Source organism: Paraburkholderia fungorum, from assembly GCF_046026025.1.
Taxonomy (GTDB): domain Bacteria; phylum Pseudomonadota; class Gammaproteobacteria; order Burkholderiales; family Burkholderiaceae; genus Paraburkholderia; species Paraburkholderia fungorum_E.
Genome location: NZ_JAQQFL010000015.1, coordinates 58,789 through 75,584, shown reverse-complemented (window position 1 = coordinate 75,584; position 16,796 = coordinate 58,789). Strand labels below are relative to the sequence as shown.

At 61.8% G+C, this 16,796-nt stretch carries 17 protein-coding genes; 5 read left to right on the top strand and 12 right to left on the bottom strand.

Translation table 11 applies throughout. The features are described 5' to 3' along the window. Nucleotides 1-10: 10 nt before the first annotated feature. Nucleotides 11-1,285: an MFS transporter gene (locus tag PQR67_RS18065; protein ID WP_408461911.1), complete on the bottom strand. Its 1,275-nt coding sequence runs from the start codon at nt 1,283-1,285 to the stop codon at nt 11-13. A 95-nt stretch (nt 1,286-1,380) separates the two neighbouring features. Between PQR67_RS18065 and PQR67_RS18060 the strand changes: the two genes are divergently transcribed. Next, on the top strand, nt 1,381-2,310 hold the full coding sequence (locus tag PQR67_RS18060; protein ID WP_408461909.1) for a LysR family transcriptional regulator: 930 nt from the start codon (nt 1,381-1,383) through the stop codon (nt 2,308-2,310). On the opposite strand, the gene PQR67_RS18055 is transcribed toward PQR67_RS18060, so the two are convergent. Next, the gene (locus PQR67_RS18055; RefSeq protein ID WP_408461907.1) at nt 2,299-2,697 is read right to left on the bottom strand and encodes a carboxymuconolactone decarboxylase family protein; all 399 of its coding nucleotides are present in this window, start codon (nt 2,695-2,697) and stop codon (nt 2,299-2,301) included. The two genes, PQR67_RS18060 and PQR67_RS18055, sit on opposite strands and share 12 nt — an antisense overlap. 127 nt (nt 2,698-2,824) lie before the next feature. Here PQR67_RS18055 and PQR67_RS18050 point away from each other — a divergent pair, with 127 nt between their 5' ends. After that, nucleotides 2,825-3,757, top strand: a complete 933-nt coding sequence (locus PQR67_RS18050) for a LysR family transcriptional regulator (RefSeq protein WP_408461906.1) — start codon at nt 2,825-2,827, stop codon at nt 3,755-3,757. Nucleotides 3,758-3,769: 12 nt separating this feature from the next. Here PQR67_RS18050 and PQR67_RS18045 read toward each other — a convergent pair whose 3' ends face one another. Then, nucleotides 3,770-4,090 (bottom strand): H-NS histone family protein, encoded by a 321-nt coding sequence (locus PQR67_RS18045; RefSeq protein WP_408461904.1) that lies wholly within the window; start codon nt 4,088-4,090, stop codon nt 3,770-3,772. Between the two features lie 216 nt (nt 4,091-4,306). On the opposite strand from PQR67_RS18045, the gene PQR67_RS18040 reads away from it, so the two are divergent. Beyond that, nucleotides 4,307-4,933, top strand: coding sequence for a TetR/AcrR family transcriptional regulator (locus PQR67_RS18040; RefSeq protein ID WP_408461901.1), 627 nt, complete (start codon nt 4,307-4,309; stop codon nt 4,931-4,933). A 99-nt stretch (nt 4,934-5,032) separates the two neighbouring features. Here the strand turns inward: PQR67_RS18040 and PQR67_RS18035 are convergent, their stop codons facing one another. Beyond that, nucleotides 5,033-6,277, bottom strand: a complete 1,245-nt coding sequence (locus PQR67_RS18035) for a DUF1479 domain-containing protein (protein ID WP_408461899.1) — start codon at nt 6,275-6,277, stop codon at nt 5,033-5,035. A gap of 93 nt (nt 6,278-6,370) precedes the next feature. Between PQR67_RS18035 and PQR67_RS18030 the strand changes: the two genes are divergently transcribed. Then, nucleotides 6,371-7,339 (top strand): helix-turn-helix domain-containing protein, encoded by a 969-nt coding sequence (locus PQR67_RS18030; protein ID WP_408461896.1) that lies wholly within the window; start codon nt 6,371-6,373, stop codon nt 7,337-7,339. A 153-nt stretch (nt 7,340-7,492) separates the two neighbouring features. Here the strand turns inward: PQR67_RS18030 and PQR67_RS18025 are convergent, their stop codons facing one another. From PQR67_RS18025 to PQR67_RS18000, 6 genes are read right to left on the bottom strand one after another with little or no spacing between them, the layout of a single operon-like run. After that, the gene (locus PQR67_RS18025) at nt 7,493-8,221 is read right to left on the bottom strand and encodes an amino acid ABC transporter ATP-binding protein (protein ID WP_408461893.1); all 729 of its coding nucleotides are present in this window, start codon (nt 8,219-8,221) and stop codon (nt 7,493-7,495) included. Continuing rightward, nucleotides 8,214-8,957 carry an amino acid ABC transporter permease gene (locus PQR67_RS18020; protein ID WP_408461890.1) on the bottom strand — a complete coding sequence of 248 codons (744 nt, stop codon included), beginning with the start codon at nt 8,955-8,957 and terminating at the stop codon, nt 8,214-8,216. The genes PQR67_RS18025 and PQR67_RS18020 overlap by 8 nt, the downstream gene beginning before the upstream one ends. Then, nucleotides 8,954-9,658: an amino acid ABC transporter permease gene (locus PQR67_RS18015; protein ID WP_408461887.1), complete on the bottom strand. Its 705-nt coding sequence runs from the start codon at nt 9,656-9,658 to the stop codon at nt 8,954-8,956. The genes PQR67_RS18020 and PQR67_RS18015 overlap by 4 nt, the downstream gene beginning before the upstream one ends. Nucleotides 9,659-9,685: 27 nt before the next feature. Then, entirely contained in the window at nt 9,686-10,501 is an 816-nt protein-coding gene (locus PQR67_RS18010) for an ABC transporter substrate-binding protein (RefSeq protein WP_408461884.1), read from the bottom strand. Nucleotides 10,502-10,538: 37 nt separating this feature from the next. Further along, nucleotides 10,539-11,741 carry an aminotransferase class I/II-fold pyridoxal phosphate-dependent enzyme gene (locus tag PQR67_RS18005; protein ID WP_408462163.1) on the bottom strand — a complete coding sequence of 401 codons (1,203 nt, stop codon included), beginning with the start codon at nt 11,739-11,741 and terminating at the stop codon, nt 10,539-10,541. A gap of 8 nt (nt 11,742-11,749) precedes the next feature. After that, entirely contained in the window at nt 11,750-12,427 is a 678-nt protein-coding gene (locus PQR67_RS18000; RefSeq protein ID WP_408461881.1) for an RraA family protein, read from the bottom strand. Nucleotides 12,428-12,544: 117 nt separating this feature from the next. On the opposite strand from PQR67_RS18000, the gene PQR67_RS17995 reads away from it, so the two are divergent. Continuing rightward, nucleotides 12,545-13,492 (top strand): LysR family transcriptional regulator, encoded by a 948-nt coding sequence (locus PQR67_RS17995; RefSeq protein WP_408461878.1) that lies wholly within the window; start codon nt 12,545-12,547, stop codon nt 13,490-13,492. A gap of 66 nt (nt 13,493-13,558) precedes the next feature. Here the strand turns inward: PQR67_RS17995 and PQR67_RS17990 are convergent, their stop codons facing one another. Continuing rightward, complete coding sequence (locus PQR67_RS17990) at nt 13,559-15,391, bottom strand: amino acid ABC transporter permease/ATP-binding protein (RefSeq protein WP_408461876.1); 1,833 nt, start codon at nt 15,389-15,391, stop codon at nt 13,559-13,561. A 40-nt stretch (nt 15,392-15,431) separates the two neighbouring features. Then, complete coding sequence (locus PQR67_RS17985; RefSeq protein WP_408461873.1) at nt 15,432-16,754, bottom strand: LLM class flavin-dependent oxidoreductase; 1,323 nt, start codon at nt 16,752-16,754, stop codon at nt 15,432-15,434. Between the last annotated feature and the right edge of the window lie 42 nt (nt 16,755-16,796).

Below are 16,796 nucleotides of genomic sequence, written 5' to 3'. Positions count from 1 at the left end.
CGTCTCCTGATCAACGCGTACGCCGGTCATAGAATCCGCATAGCAGCGCGGCAATCGTGAAGGCCAGTACAACTGAGCAAACACCGCTCCACCCGGCCCATGCCCACGCCGCCCCCGACAGCAAGGCACCCACCGCGCCGCCGATAAAGAAAATTCCCACGAAGAGCGCATTCAACCGGCCGCGCGCCGCCGGGTTGATGAGATTGATCGCGCGCCGTCCGAGCGTTTGATCCGTGATGAGGCCCGCGTCGAGCGTTGCCGCGCCGGCAACCAGCAGCGCGAGCGCGAGACCCGGATGCGTCGTTACCGGGAAGCCGCCCCAGCCCGCCCCCGCCACGCCCATGAGGAGCACGGCTGCGATCATCGACAGATGCGCGATCAGTTGTGTCGTGCGCTGCGCACCGCGATCGCCGAGATAACCCGCGAGCGGCGTGACGATCGCCCCGCTCGCGCCGGCCAACGCAAACGCGGCGATGCCGTGCATGCCGAGCGAGAACGGCGGCTGCGCCAGCAGCAAGGCAATGGCGGTCCAGAACGCGCTGAATGCGCCAAGCCCGAGCGCCGCCAGCGTGGCGCGGCGCTGCAGAACGGGTTCCGTGCGCAGCAGGGTCCACAGGGAACGCAGCAATGCCGGATAACGCGCCGTCGCGAGCGGCCGGTGGATGGGCAACTGGGTATACAGCACCACGGCAAGCAGCGCGTCGGCGCACGCCTCAATGCCGAAAAACGCGCGCCAGCCGAACGATCCGGCGATCACGCTGGCGAGCGGGCGCGACAACAGAATCCCGACCATCAGCCCGCTCATCACGTTGCCGACCGCCCTCCCGCGCCGGTGTTCCGGCGCCATCGAGGCCGCCATCGGCACGAGCATCTGGATCACGCTCGAGGTCGCGCCGGCAAGCGACACCGAGACGAGAAATAGCCAGCCCGACCGCGCGAATGCCGCGACGCCGAGGAACACGGCACAGCACATCAGCGTCCGGAAAATGAGCTTGCGGTTCTCGAACAGATCGCACAACGGCACGAGCAGAAGCAAGCCGGCCGCGTATCCCAACTGCGGCAGCATGGCGATCAGTCCGGCAAGTTCGGGCGGCAGATTCAGCGCGCGGCTGACGGGCCCCGTCAATGGCTGCGCGGCCGAGAGGTTCACGACGATCACGCCGACCGCCGCGGCGAAAAACAAGGTGAGCTGCGCAGTCAGCCCAGCACTCGGCGCCGCTGCAACTGCGGGCGTCGAAGGCAAGGGAGGCAGCGGCCGCGCGGACGTATCGGCGGGTTGATTCATCGTTCCACTCCGGTTGATTTAGCTCCGGCTTATCGTACGGACGGCGATGTTATGCGACAATTGAAATATCTCGATAATGTTTATGCGAGTTTGTTATGAATACGCGTGACTTGCAGGCCTTCGTGGCGGTGGTGGAAAGCGGATCGATGGTGCGGGCGGCGGAGAAGCTATTTCTCACGCAGCCTGGACTCACACGCCGCGTGCAAAACCTGGAGACGATGCTCGGCGCCGAGTTGCTGGACCGGCAGAGCAAACCGCTCAAGCCGACCGCGGCGGGCAACGAGGTGTACGGCCTGGCGCGCACCGTGTTGCGCGCTGTCGACGACCTGATGGCCGTCGGGTCGCCCGACAGCGAATCGACGGGCGAGTTGCGAATCGGCGTCCCGCCGTTTCTATCCGAACTCGCGCTCGCGCGGCCCGTCGACCGTTTGCGCAGCGCCTTTCCCAAGCTGACGCTGCGTGTGACGGCGGGCTGGTCGCCGGGTCTGCTGCAGAACGTCGAGCGCGGCGCCGTGGATGCATCCGTCGTGCTGATGCCCACCGGCATTCCGCTGCCCGAGACAATGACGGCGACGCTGCTCGGCGACAAGCGGGCCGTCGTGGTGGCGCCGCGTTCGTTCGGCTTGACTGGCGAACCGACGACACTCACCGCGCTCTCGCGTCACCCGTGGGTGTTGAACCAGGACGGGTGCGGGATGCGTTCGGCGCTGAGTCGCGCGATGTCGGCGGCCGGCTTGCAGTTCAACGTCGCGGTCGAGGCGTTTGGGTCGGAGTTGCAGCTTTCGCTGGTGGCCCGGGGCATGGGCATCGGGCTCGCGGTGCCGGAAATGCTGGCGCGCAGCACCTACCGCGAGTCACTGCAGCTCATCGAGGTAACGGACTTCAACAACGTGCTGAACGTCTGGCTCGTGCATGGCATGCTGCCCGGTCGTCTGGTGCGGCCTGTCGCGTTGATGCGCGATGCGCTTGTCGAGACAATGGAAAGCGCTTCGGCCGTGCCATCCACGGCGGACTCAGGTCGCTGAACCGGTTTGAATAACCAGCAGATCGCGGCAATGCACAAGCGCATTGCGCACCGACGCGCCACCGGCATAGAACATCAGCTGCAGGATTGACTCAATGACCTGCTCGCGGGTCGCGCCCGCTGCGAGCGCGGCATGGACGTGCGCGCGCAACTGGGTAACCGGATGACCGAGCGTCACGCACGACGCGATGACCACGAGTTCGCGGGTGATCAGGTCGAGCCCCGGGCGTGCCATGACGCCACCCAGCGCCCACTCGATGGACATCTCGACGAAGTCCGGGCACAGCCCTTCCATATCGGCCTTCAGCGCCTGAGCGGAGCCGGAGCCGTGAAGGTGTTCGAGCAGCGCGGCGCCGCGTTCGCGAAGTGTCGGTTGCGATAGCATCATGCATCTCCCTCAGTAGTCTGCGAGTTTCGTACGTGGCCAGTTCCACATCCCTGTCGAGATTGTTGCCGCGTTGAGGTGGCGAAAAAAGACGGCTGCGCTTCGAACATAACCAAAGGACACTTCGCAATTGGACAGACTGGAAAGCATGACGATCTTCGTGCGGGTCGTGGAGCGAGGCAGTTTCGCGGCCGCTGCGGAGGAGTTCCGGCTGACGGGAACCATGGTCGGGCATCACATCCGGGCACTCGAAACGCTGCTGGGCGGCCGGCTGCTGAACCGCACCACGCGCCGGCAAAGTCTCACAGAACTCGGGCAGCACTACTACGAGCGATGCCGGCGCATTCTCGCCGACGTGGCCGACGCCGAGGCGATCGGCGCCGAACTGCAGGGGGAAGCGCGCGGGCGGTTGCGCGTGCTCACGCCCGTTTCGTTCGGTGTCCATGCGCTTGCTCCGGCCTGCGCCGACTACCGTGCGGCGCATCCCGACGTCGCGATCGATCTCGTGGTCAGCGATCGGAGCATCGATTTCGTCGATGAGGGGTTCGACGTGGCGGTGCGTATCGGCGAGCTTGCAAACTCGTCGCTGGTCGCGCGTGCGTTGCGGCCGTACCGATCGGTGGTGTGCGCCGCGCCCGTCTACCTCGAACAGCACGGTGTGCCCATGGCGCCCAACGATCTCGCGCAGCACAGTTGCCTCGGATTCGCGCATCCGGTAGCGGGGCGCAACTGGCGGCTACAAGGACCCGAAGGCGAAGTCGTCGTGCCGGTGTCGCTGAGCCTGACCGCGAACAATGGCGAAGCACTGCGAATGGCCGCGCTCAGCGGACTCGGCATCATCATGCAGCCCGAGATCCTGCTCGACGACGACCTCCGCGCCGGCCGGCTGGTGCCAGTCTTGCCCGACTACGTTCCGCATGCACGGCCGATGCATGTGCTGACGGTCGCGGACCGCAGGCCGCCGCCGAAGATTCGCACGTTCGTGGACTTCATGGTGGAGCGCTTTGGCGGGCGCGCTTCGCTGCCGAGGAAGCGGCGCAGCACGGCTGTTGAGATGGATTGAGCAGCGTGAATATCAACGATCGTGGTCCGATCCGGCCTCGTCGGGCTGCTTGACCAGAAAATCGTTGTAGCTCCGGTTCCGGATCCACGACGGCGCGCGTCCACGGCCGCTCCAGGTCGCACCGGTGACGGGGTCCTGATACTTCATCTCAATCGCTTTGGTGTTGTAGGTGCCTCGCCGGTCGACGCGTAACTGGTTAGGCACAAGGTTGAAGAAGTTCATGACCTGCCGGACGTGTTCAATAGCGGCTTTCTGCTCCTGCTGCCAGGCGATCAATAGCCGCTCATCGAGTTGCGCGAGTTGCTGCTTCAACATCTTTACCCTGCTGCTCATGTTCTCTTTCCGTAGTACATGACCGGGTTGTTGCATCTCGCTCCCGGTCTTAGCGGTTGGCCCCCGCATTGACTTCGCCGGCACGCCCTCGCCCTGTTCCGTAGGACTTTCAGAGGCTTAGCCCGCGCCCACACTCCTGCATATCAAGTGATATATGAAATGCAATCGTAATAATATCCAGTTGAATTTTAAATATCAACTGATATCCTTCCGGCCATGAACACGGCGGCCAAACCCCCGCGGCTGAGCCGCGAAGAAAGTCGATTGCAGACCCGGGCACATTTGCTTGCTGCAGCGAAGTGGCTGTTTGTCGAGCGGGGTTTCGGCGCCACCTCGCTCAGGGATATTGCGGCCGAGGCAGGTTATACGCAGGGTGCGTTCTATTCGAATTTCGCAAGCAAAGAAGAGTTGTTTGTGGAACTGATGCGGGAGCGCTCAAAGGCGCAAATGGCCGACATTGGCCGGACGCTGAGTGACCCTTCCGCATCGGCGGACGGCATTTTGAGCGCGTTGGAGATCTGGGCGCAGACACTTGATGCCGAGCCTGAGTGGTCCGTGCTGGGCGTTGAATTCAAGCTTCAGGGGCGCCGCAACCCCGTTTTTGCAACCGCCTCACAGGCGTTGCTGGACGCCCACCGTGATGGTCTTGCCTATTGCATCGGGCAGATTTTCGCCAAGCTGGAAAGAGTGCCGCCGGAATCACCGATGGTATTGGCCGCGTCCTTCATGGGGCTCTCACAAGGCCTCGCACTGCAACGCTCGATGCTGTCCGAGGTGCCCATTGGACACATGATCATGGTGTTCCTGCGCAGCTTGTTGGCCGCGGCACCGCCTGTGCGCTGATCCGCGGCGTACTTGCCCATCCTTGCATACGCGCTCGAGAATCATTGTCCTCATTCACGGCACCTTCCTCGCGCAACTTCAGCAAGCCTCTCTTTCGCTCTACAGATCAAACCCGAGTTGCGCCTTGCCGAGCGGTGTCAGGTCGTCAGCCGTCGCGCGTCCGATGAAATCCACTTCGAAATGATCGGTCGGGAAATCAGGCGGGCTTTCGCCCTTGAGGAAGCTCGGCAGTTGGCGCTTCAGATAAGCGTCGTTTTTGGCGCACGCGGGCGCCGAGGCGATGTACATCACGTTGCTGTAACCCGCGCCCTTATGCTCATCCTCGACCGCATGGATGACGTCGCTGTGCCAGAAGACGGTGTCGCCCGCTTCCATGTTGGGAATCGACGACAGCGCCTCGAACAATGGCGCATGAAATTCCGGCTTGATCGACAGCGCCCGTCCAGGCATTGCACCGCATAGATCGTCCTCCGCGACATCGTCCTGCAGCGCGCGCAGCAGTATGTACGCCATCGAATTGGCAATGGGTACGAGTTGTAGCGTGCCGTCGCCCGGGCCTTGCGGCGTCAAGGCAGTCCAACCCTGGAAAGTGCGGAACATCGAACATACGGCGGGCGACGCGATCTCCTCTACGTCAGGACGGAAAGCCGCGTCGAACGGATCGTAGTCACGCCAGTTCCCTGCAAATACATGGCGGTACACCTTGCGGAAATTGCTTTCGATCCAGCGCTCCACCGAGCCGCCATCGCAATGCGCCGACAAGCCGAGCGACGCCGAACCCGGTGGCCTGCGACGCAGACGATCGGCATAGGCCGGCACGCGCTCCGGATCGAAGTGCACGCGGCCCTCGCTCTCGTTGCGCCACAACCGGTTCAGAAATACACGTGCCTCGGTCAGCGACGCCGACTGACGCGCCAGCACCTGCGGTTTCGACCAGTACACGCCGTAGATCTGCGGCTTGCTGGAAGCCAGTTGTCCGAAGTATTTGTCTTCGGCGCGATTTTCCAGATGCTGGTCGAGATTATTGCGCTCGACATAGTCGGCGATATCCTCGTCCCAACCCTGCACCAGCGCACGAGGAAAAACCTGACGAATCACGCAGGCACCGCGCGCCTTGACGAGCGTGATCTGGTCGGGGGTGACGCGTTTCCCGGTGATGTCGGAGAACTGAATCTCGGGAATGACATTCTCCCCACGATCGCGTTGCGCGGCGATTCGCTGCGCCTCGGCGCCGATTGATTCTTCGACTTCGGCGAAGACCTCCCGGTAGTTCGGCAACGCCGCGCGCAATTCTCTTTTCGCTTGCCGGATTGCGCCGGGCAAATCTTCGATTCTCAACGCCATGACTGTCTCCCTATCGAATTGACATGGTCGAGCATATGACGTGAAGGCATTCCACGGTGATACTATTCAGGCAATTAATTTGCGTTTTCGGCCATGAAACCAGCCTACGAGCATGTCGAGTTCGGCAAGGACTGTTCGCTCCGGGTTTACCATCGGCGGCTCCCGCGTATTCCGTTCGAATGGCATCGCCATCCCGAGTACGAGCTAACGCTGACGATGAACAGTCATGGCAAGCGCTACATCGGCGACTCTGTCAGCAACTACGAGGCTGACGATCTCGTCCTCGTGCCGCCGGATCTTCCCCACACCTGGGCGTCGAATCGTTCGATCGACTCATCGTCGCCGCAGGTCGCCATAGTTATCTGGTTCGACGGCGACTGGGCGCGGCGCATGGCGGATTGCTGTCCCGAGTACGAACCACTGCGCAAGCTGCTCCGCAGGGCCGCGTGTGGCCTGGCCTTCGAACCGCCTGCAGGCGAATCGGTGCGCGAGCGCCTCGCGCAACTACTCTCGAGCGATGCGCGCAAGCGCCTTGGCACAGCCCTCGATATTATGTGCACGCTCGCCGATGCGCCAGGCCAACCGCTCGCCTCGCCTAGCGCTTTCAATCATCCAGGCGCGGGACCATCCGGTCACGAACCCGAACGGATCAACCGGGTCCTTTCGATGATCGACGCGCACTTTGCCGAACCACTGCGACTGTCAGAGCTCTGCGCGGTCGCCAGCCTGTCTGAACGCACGCTCACGCGTTACTTCGTTCAGCATATCGGCGAGAGCGTCGGCCGATATATCGCCCGGGTTCGAATCGGACACGCGTGCCGAATGCTGACAGACACTTCGCTGCCCGTCGCCGTCATCGCCGCTCGTTCCGGTTTCGCCAACGTCGCCAATTTCAATCGGCAGTTCAGGACCGCGAAGCAAACAACGCCCGTCGAATATCGACGGCTGTTCGCGGCCGCGGGCGCGCCGGATGAGAACACCGCTCGCCTGACCGAGCGCTCCCCCTCGCTTCAAGGGAAGCAGACACTAGCCGGTAAGAGAAGCGACGGAGAGACCGGATAGCGGTACTGCACGCAGCCGCCTGAAAGCCGACGCCACATTTCGCAGACGACGAGATCCGCCAAGGAGAGAACAACCTGGCCCGTCACCGGTGCCTGGGGCTGCGATTGCGTCAGACGCATTGGAAATCGCACGAGACTTCTGCCCCCGCCCCTTTCAATGTGCGTTGATATCCATCACAAAGCGCCTTGCCCGATCGTGCTGCGGATTGTGGAAAAAATCCTGCGGCGCCGCACGCTCCAGAATCTTGCCGTCGTCCATGAAGATGACCCGGTCAGCCACCTCGCGCGCGAAGTTCATTTCGTGCGTCACGCAAACCATGGTCATGCCACTGCGTGCGAGACGCTTCATCACTTGCAGTACCTCGCCGACCATCTCCGGATCGAGCGCGCTAGTGGGTTCGTCGAACAGCATTACCGCAGGGTCCATCATCAACGCACGCGCAATCGCAACGCGCTGCTGCTGCCCGCCTGAAAGCGTGCCCGGAAAAGCATTCGCCTTGTGCCGCAGGCCAACCGTATCGAGCAGTTCCATGGCCTTTTCCCCAGCTTCACGGCGGCGCAACTTTGACAGATGCGACGGCGCAAGCGTCAGATTCGCCATCACGTTCATGTGCGGAAAAAGATTGAACTGCTGGAACACGAAACCGGCTTGCCGACGCACTGAATTCAGATTCGTGCCTTTGGCGTGCACCGAAATGCCGTTCAACATGATGTCGCCGCGATCAATGCTATCGAGCCCGTTGATGGTGCGGATCAGCGTCGACTTGCCCGAGCCCGACGGCCCGCAAATGACGACGACTTCGCCGCGCGCAACGGTTTCGTTGATAGACCACAAAACCTGGTGGTGGCCGAATGACTTGTCGACCTTGTTCAGCTCAATCAATTCGATCTCCTGTCGTAGTCAAGAGTAGGGGTGTCGGCCCGGGCATCACATGCGCCGTGCGCCTGCGATTCAGGCGGACTTCCGTGAAGCGTACGATGCGTGTCAGCGTGAAGCAGATCACGAAATACATGGCGGCCAGCAGCGCATAGGTCTGCAGCGGCTGCGTCAGCAACTGGCTGTTGACCTGGTTAGCCGCGAACGTCAGTTCCTGCACGCCGATCACGTAGCCAAGCGAAGTTTCCTTGATGGTCGAGATGAATTCGCTCAGCATGCTCGGCAGCACGTTGTACAGGGCCTGCGGCACCACCACGTGCCTGAGCGTCGCGAGATAGCCCAGCCCGAGCGCGCGCGCCGCTTCAGTTTGTCCACGCGGAATGGCTTCAATGCCGGAGCGGATCACCTCGGACAGATACGTGGCCTGATAAACGATCAGCGCACAGATCAACGTGAGCACACCCGACACCGTCACGTGCGTGATCGCCGGTAACAGGTAATACGCCCAGAAGATCAGCATCAGCAACGGCATGCCGCGCACGAACTGAACGAGCCCGAAAGCCAGCCAGCGCAGCACGCCAACGGGGCAGGTGCGGCAGATCGCGATAAGTAGGGCGATCGGCAGCGACGTGGCAATACATATGACGGCGATCGCGATCGTCATCGTCACGCCACCCAGCGGTCCTTGCGGATACTGACCGACGAGGAACGTTTGCCAGTATTGAGTGAGAATGTCGATCATCGTCCGGCCCCCGCAACGTTGAAACGGCGCGCGAGCATCGACCCGCAGAACATGATCGCGAACGAGAGCACCAGATAGATAACCGTCGCGACCGCAAAGGCTTCGAAAGTGAGGAACGTATTACTGTCGACCTCCTTCGCCTGGTACGTGAGTTCCGCAATACCAATCGCCATGGCGAGGCTGGTGTTCTTGAAGAGCAGCAACGCCTGATTCACCAGCGAAGGCAACGACACGCGCAACGCCTGCGGCATCAACACCATACGCATGGTCGACAGATAGCTCATGCCGAGGGCCCTGCCTGCCTCCAGTTGGCCGCGCGGGATCGCCCGAAATCCGCTGCGCAGATCTTCGGAGACATAAGCCGCCGCACACAGCACGAGCGCGACGCTCGCAAGCGGGAATTCGCTGCCGTGGGTGGCGAGGTAATCGCGCAACGAGGCCGGGAACAGACTCGGCGCCGCAAAATACCAGAACAGCAGTTGCACGACGAGCGGCACATTGCGGTGATATTCGACGTACGCCGCGACCGCCGCGGCGCCAACGCGCAGACCGCTTTGCCTGATGATGGCGAGCACGATACCCAGCACGATGCTGCCTGCCCACGCTACGGCGAAAAGCTCCAGCGTAACCGCCGTCCCGCTGATGAACCAGTGCAGATAGTCGCCGTGCAAAACGGCTGAGAAATCGAACTGATAGTGCATGGAGCGACTCCTCGCAAGTGCCTGCGTCTAGTCCTGAATCGGTGCAATCTTGAAGTCACGGTGCATCTTGTACTCACCGCCGGCACCGAGCCATTTGTCGAAGATCGCCGCGGCCTGACCGGACTGCTCCAGCGCTTCCAATGCATGATCGACGGCGGCACGCAATGCCGGTTCGTTCTTGCGCACACCGATACCCCACTGCTCCGAGAACACGGGCTGATCGATGATCACGAGCGGCGTCGAGGCATCCGCCTGCCGTTGCATCTTGATCAGCGCCAGCTCGGAGGCTGCCAGCCCGTCGGCCTTGCGTTGCGCTACGGCGAGAAAGCCGCTCGACGGATCCGGGTAGCTGATGATGCTCGCCGCCGGTAGCAGCTTGCGCACGAATGGCTCTGCCGACGAGCCCTTGATCAACGCAATGCGTTTTGTCTCCATCTGCTTGAGCGAGACAAGATTGGCGTCCTTACGGGTCAGTATCTTCGTCGGTCCGGAGAAATAGGCGTCGCTGAAATCGATCTGCTGCGCGCGTTGCTTCGAATAGCCCAGGTTGCCCGCGACCACGTCGACGCGCCCTTGCAGCAGTTCGGGAATACGCGCGTCGACGGCAATCAGTTTGATCTGCAGTTTGACCTTCAAGGCGTCCGCAATGGCCTTGCAGAAATCGACGTCGTAGCCGACGATTTCGCGGCTCTTCGGATCCTGGAAAGAGAACGGCGGCGCGGTGCCCAGCGTCCCGCAGACGAGCGTGCCATGCTGCCTGATATCGGCAAGCGCGTCGGCATTCGCAGCGGCCCCGTGTGCGAGGATCAGACTGCCGATGAGTAGCGTAAAAAGCCGTTTCATGTCGTCAAAGTCTCCAGTGTGATGTCGTTATATGGGGTTATGCGAGCGCTGCGCAGGCGCTCTTTATGCGGTGGCAGGCTTCCACCACGATATCGAGCGAGGTGGCGAACGAAAGGCGGATCGATGGCGAGACACCGTAGGCCGCCCCGTCGAGCACGGCAACGTTCGCATGTTCGAGCAGATACGCCGCAAAGTCGACATCCGAGCTGATGCGCGTTCCGTCCGGCGTTGTCTTACCAATCACGCGGGCGCAGTTGGGAAAGATATAGAACGCACCCGAGGGCCGCACGCAATCGAGCAACTCGACCGTCTCCAGAATCCGCATCGCGGCATCCCGCCGCTCGCGGAACGTCGCCACGCAATGTGCGACGAAATCCTGCGGCCCGTTCAGCGCGGCGCTCGCCGCGGCCTGGCTGATCGACGACACACAACTGACGGTTTGCGACTGCAACGTGACCAGTTGGCGAATCAGCGCCTTGGGCCCTACGCCGTAGCCGACGCGCCAGCCTGTCATCGCATAGGTCTTCGACACGCCGTTGACCGAGAGCGAACGTTCCGCCAGTTCGGGCACCACTTCGAGCGGCGTGAGTGCTTTGCCTTTGCCGTAATGAAAATGCTCGTATATGTCGTCGGTAAGCAGCCACACGTGCTCGTGCGAGAGGATTACTTCGGCGAGTTCGCGCAGTTCGGCTTCGCTGTATGAGGCGCCAGTTGGATTATTCGGCGAGTTCAGCACGATCCAGCGGGTCCGCCGCGTGATTGCACGATCGAGCGCGTCGGCGGTCAGTTTGTAGTCCTGCTCCCGCGAGGTACGCACGATGACGGGTACGCCGTCGTTCAGCGCGACCATGTCAGGATACGACACCCAGTACGGCGCCGGCACGATTACTTCGTCGCCAGCATTGAGCGTTGCCGCGAACGCGTTGTGCAGGACCTGCTTGGCACCGCTGCCGATAAAGACCTGGGCCTTATCGATCGTCATGCCATTTTCGCGCCGGTACTTGCCGACGACGGCTTCGAGCAACTCGGGCGTTCCCGCCGCACCCGTATATTTCGTCTCGCCGCGAGCGATCGCGGCGATGGCCGCGGCCTTGACGTGATCGGGCGTATCGAGATCCGGCTCGCCGATCGTCAAATCGAGGATCGTGTGCCCCTCCCGCCTCATCTGCATGACGCGCTCGCGCGCGGAGCCGCTGGCCGATGGCTGGATGCGCGAAATTCGTTCGGATACCGGCGTAATTACGGTGCTCATCCGTGTACCCCTCGCAGGCTGGCGATACGGGCGTCAACCCATGCGCGATCGACGGAATCGCTCGCGAGCGCCGCGCTGAACGCCCTTTCCTTCTCGACATGGCGAATTGCACGCTCAAGCACGTCGGCCGCATTCTCGGGACGAATCGCCAGCACGCCGTCGATATCCGCGACGATCAGATCGCCGGGGAACACCACCATGCCGTCGATCGTGACGACTGTGTTGATTTCTCCGAGGCCGTCTTTGTACGGCCCGCGATGCGTGACGCCACGCGAGTAGCAGGGAAAACCCGCTTGCCGGAACCCCGCGACATCACGTACCGCCCCGTCGATCACGAAGCCAGCCACGCCTTTGCGCTGCGCCATCTGCATCATCAGCTCACCGACCAGCGCATTGCCGGACGCAGCACCGCCGCCATCCACCACCAGTACGTCCCCGGCCTGCAGCAATTCGAACGCCTTGTGGATCATCAGGTTATCGCCCGGTCGCGGCTTGACCGTCACCGCGTTGCCGACGAGCGGCGCGTCGCCATGCCGTGGGGCAAGATGCATCGTGCCCGTGCCGCGTCCCATGCAATCGCTCAGCGCGGCAACCGGCAGGCCACTGAAGGCTTCCCTTTGACGCGCACTCAATCCTTCCACACGTGGCTCGATGCGCAACCCTGTCTCCGTCATATCTGTCTCCTGGCACTGATCCGTCGATGGAGAAGCAGTCTAGGCCTCGACAAAAATGCTAAAAAGCGATAAATTTTCTTAGCGCATCAAGAATTTTTTTCCTGGTAGACAACCGCTATGTATCCCACCGTCAAACAGCTGGAAGCGTTTTTGTCTGCCGCGCAGTTGGGTAGCTTCAGCGCCGCCTCGGAAAGCCTGCACACCACGCAATCGGCCGTCTCGAAGCGCATTACGGAGCTGGAAACGGCGTTATCCGTTGATCTGTTCGAGCGCACTCAGAAGCGCCCTGCGCTGACCGCGAAGGGTCGCGCCCTGCTGCCGCTTGCCGAGCAGGTGATTGATCTGCTCGCGCGCATCCGCGAAGAAGTGCTGGATCCGGATCCGTTCGCGGGACGCCTGCGCATTGGCGTGACCGAGATTTCAGCGCTGACGTGGCTGCAACGCTTCATCGAACGCGTGCGCGAACTTTATCCACGCCTGACTATCGACCCAGAAGTGAATTCAAGCCGCACGCTGCTCGAACAGTTCGACGACAACGCACTGGATATCGTGGTGATTCCCGACGGCGATCGCTGGCCGGCCAGCTATTGCAGCGTCGTCGTCGGTAAGCTGAAAACCGCGTGGGTCGCGAGTCCTTCGCGATTTGGGCGCAAGCGTCGCATCGATGCGGCCGAATTAGCCAATCACCCGCTGCTGCTGCAAACCAAGTCGTCCGTGACTTCGCATCTTTATGAGGCGTGGCTGGCGGAACACGGTGTCTCAACCCGCTTCGCCACCCGCACGAACAGCCTTCCGGTGCTTGGACAATTGACGATCGCGGGACTCGGCGTCAGCGTGCTGCCAACGGAGTTTTTCCGGGAAGAGATTTCGAAGGGTGCGCTCGTGGTCCTCGAAATCGAGGGTGACTTGCCTGAATCTGAGTATCACGCGATCTACCGGCGCGAACGAGGCGACCCGATGTTGAAGATAGCCGCACTGGTCGAAACCACCTGCGACTTCCATCGAGCCCGCACCCCGGCGTTCCTGGCGGCGGACTTGCCGGCGGGGCCGGAAGGGTCGCCATAAAGGCCAACGTCGCACTCCGCTATCGAGCGCATTCGCACTCCATGGCACCTTGCGAAAATGGAGTCATCAAAGCACGCGCGACAAAAATTCGCGCGTGCGGGAATGCTGGGGCGCATTCAGCACATTCGCCGGCGGACCGGATTCGATCACCCGGCCGCGATCCATAAATACGATCGTGTCGGCCACTTCTCGTGCGAAGCCGATCTCGTGCGTGACGATCACCATCGTGGTGCCGGAGCGTGCAAGCTCCTTGATGACGTCGAGCACTTCGTTCACCAGTTCGGGGTCGAGTGCGGATGTCGGTTCGTCGAACAGCAGCACCTTCGGCTTCAACGCCAATGCGCGGGCAATGGCGACTCGCTGCTGCTGGCCGCCCGACAACTGCCGCGGCCACGCATCCGCCTTATTCGCCAGCCCGACGCGCGCCAGCAAACCACGGGCGAGTTGCTCCGCTTCCTTGCGCGGCAACCGGCCAAGCGCGACCGGCGCCTCAACAATGTTTTGCAACACCGTCAGATGCGGGAAGAGATTGAAGTTCTGAAAGACCATGCCGACATCCACGCGACGCCGCAGCACGTCCCTCTCCTTCAGTTCGTACAGCGTCATGCCTACGCGGCGGTAGCCGATCAGCTCACCGTCGATATCGATAAAACCGTCGTCGACCCGTTCGAGGTGATTGATCGTGCGCAGCAGCGTGGACTTGCCGGAACCGGACTGGCCGATGATCACCGTCACACTGCCGGGGCGCATGGTGAGCGAGATGTTATCGAGCACTTTCAGTGCGCCGAAACTCTTCGACACTTTCTGAATGACGACCTCACCGCCATTGCGCTGATCGACCCACAAACTCGCATCGCTTGCGACCGTCGACGCGGTCGGCGCGGCCGACGCGATCGCAAGCCGAGGATCGCCGGACGCTCCGGTTTCATCCCGGAGCGAACGCCAACGCCGCACGAACCCCGGGAGCGCGTTGACGAAATCGTCGGCTATGGAGGGCGTCGTGCTGCGCGTTACCCCACGTGAGAAATGACGTTCGACGTAGACCTGAATCGCCGAAAGCACAGTCAGAATGATCAGGTACCACACGGTCGCCACCATCAGCAGCGGGATGACCTCCAGATTGCGCCGATAGATGATCTGCACCGTATAGAACAGTTCGGGCATGGCCAGTACATAGACCATTGCGGAACCCTTCGCCAGTGCGATGAGATCGTTGAACGCGGTCGGCACAATGGCCCGCATTGCCTGCGGCAGCACGATGCGCCGCGCCTGGCGAAGCCGCGGCAGTCCCAGCGCGGCGGCCGCTTCGAGCTGTCCGTGATCGACGGAAAGTATGCCACCTCGAATCACTTCCGCCGAAAACGCGGCGTGATTGAGCGTCAGACCGAGAACGGCCGCGCAGAAAGGACTGATGACCTCGATGGTTGGCCAGTTGCCAAACGTGATGCCGGTAAAAGGAATGCCGATGCGGATGGTTTCGTACAGGTAACCGAGATTGTTCAGGATCAGCAGCAGCACGATGAGCGGAATCGAACGGAACAACCACACGAAGACCCATGCGCTGCCGGCCAGAAGCGGGGAACGCGAGACTCTGGCCAGCGCGATAAGCATGCCGAGCGCGAAACCGATCGAAGCACCCAGCCCCGTCAGCAGCAGTGTCCGTCCCAGCCCCGACAGCACCGGTTCAGACAGAAACCATTCGGCGAAAACGCCCCAGCCCCAGCGCGGATTGGCCAGCACGGAGTCGAGCACGAGCGCGATCAGGATCGCCGCTGCGACAGCGCCGGCCGCACGCGCACGGTGCTTCGCAGGCACGACGCGGTATCGCGCTCGATCCCGTCGCAATTCTCCTTGCCCGGCACCCGGCGCCTGTACGGCGACTTCAACGGTTTCGTTCATCGTTCGCACCGCGTCCGTTTCGTGTCTGCTTCGTGTCTGGTTATGCCGGCTCGGTGAGCGTATGGCGGCTTTCCTTGCGCGGTAACCCCAGATGGTCGCGCAGCGTCACGCCCGCGAACGTTGTCTCGTACCGACCGCGCCGCTGCAGCTCGGGGATCACGTAGTGGACAAAATCATCGAGACCCTGGGCCTGCACCGGGAAGCCGAGAATGAAGCCGTCAGCGGCGCCTGCGTCTATCCAGCGAATGAGCTCATCGACCACATGTTCCGGCGTTCCGAGGAAATGCGTCTTCGGCGTAGCGACTTCAAGCGCCACCTCGCGCAAGGTTTGCCCTTTGCTGCGCGCATGGGCCTTGATGCGGTCGGTCGTGGAGCGAAAGCTGTTTCTGCCGATCTCGCCGAGGTCGGGAAATGGGCCATCAAGCGGGTATTGCGTGAAGTCGTGGTGATCGAAAAAGCGGCCCAGATAGGCAAGCGCTTCATCGATATTGAGCAGATCGCGAATCGCCCCGTATTTGGCCTCGGCTTCTTCATGCGTGGTGCCGACAATCGGCCCGATACCGGGGTAGATTTTCACGTCGTCCCGGCTGCGGCCATGCGCTTCGGCGCTGTCCCTGACGCGCTGCGCGAAGACCCGTGTTTCTTCGATCGATACCGAATGGGTGAACACCGCATCGGCGTATTTGCCGGCCAATGCTATGCCCGTATCCGACGAGCCGGCCTGAAATATCACCGGTTGCCCTTGTGGCGAACGCTGGATGTTGAGCGGCCCTGCTACCTGAAAGAACTTGCCTTCATGATTCAGCGTGTGCAGCTTGTCACGATCGAAAAACACGCCATGCTCGCGGTCGCGCACGAAGGCATCATCATCCCAACTGTCCCACAGTCCCTGCGTCACGCTCAGATACTCGTCTGCGATTTCATAGCGCAACGCATGGTCCGGATGCGATCCCCCGTAGTTCTTCGCGGTGCCCTCGAGCGGCGTCGTCACGACGTTCCAGCCGGCGCGGCCGCCACTGATCAGATCGAGCGAGGCGAACTGACGCGCCACGGTGAACGGGTCGCTATACGACGTTGAAACCGTACCCGCCAGACCGATTTTCGACGTAACGGTCGCGAGCGCCGACAGGATCGAAATAGGCTCGAAGCGGTTCAGGAAGTGCGGAATCGATTTCTCATTGATGTAGAGTCCATCCGCGACGAATGCGAACGCAATGCCGTTGGCTTCGGCTTTTTGCACCGTCCTGATCATGAAATCCAGATTGACGCTGGCATCCACGGGGCCGGCGGGGTGCTTCCAGGCATTCATGTGGTTGCCGGCGCCTTGCAGCATGATGCCGAATGGGATGTGCTTCCTGCTCATGATGTCGTTCGCCATACGGAAGAAATGATTGAAACGGGCTAT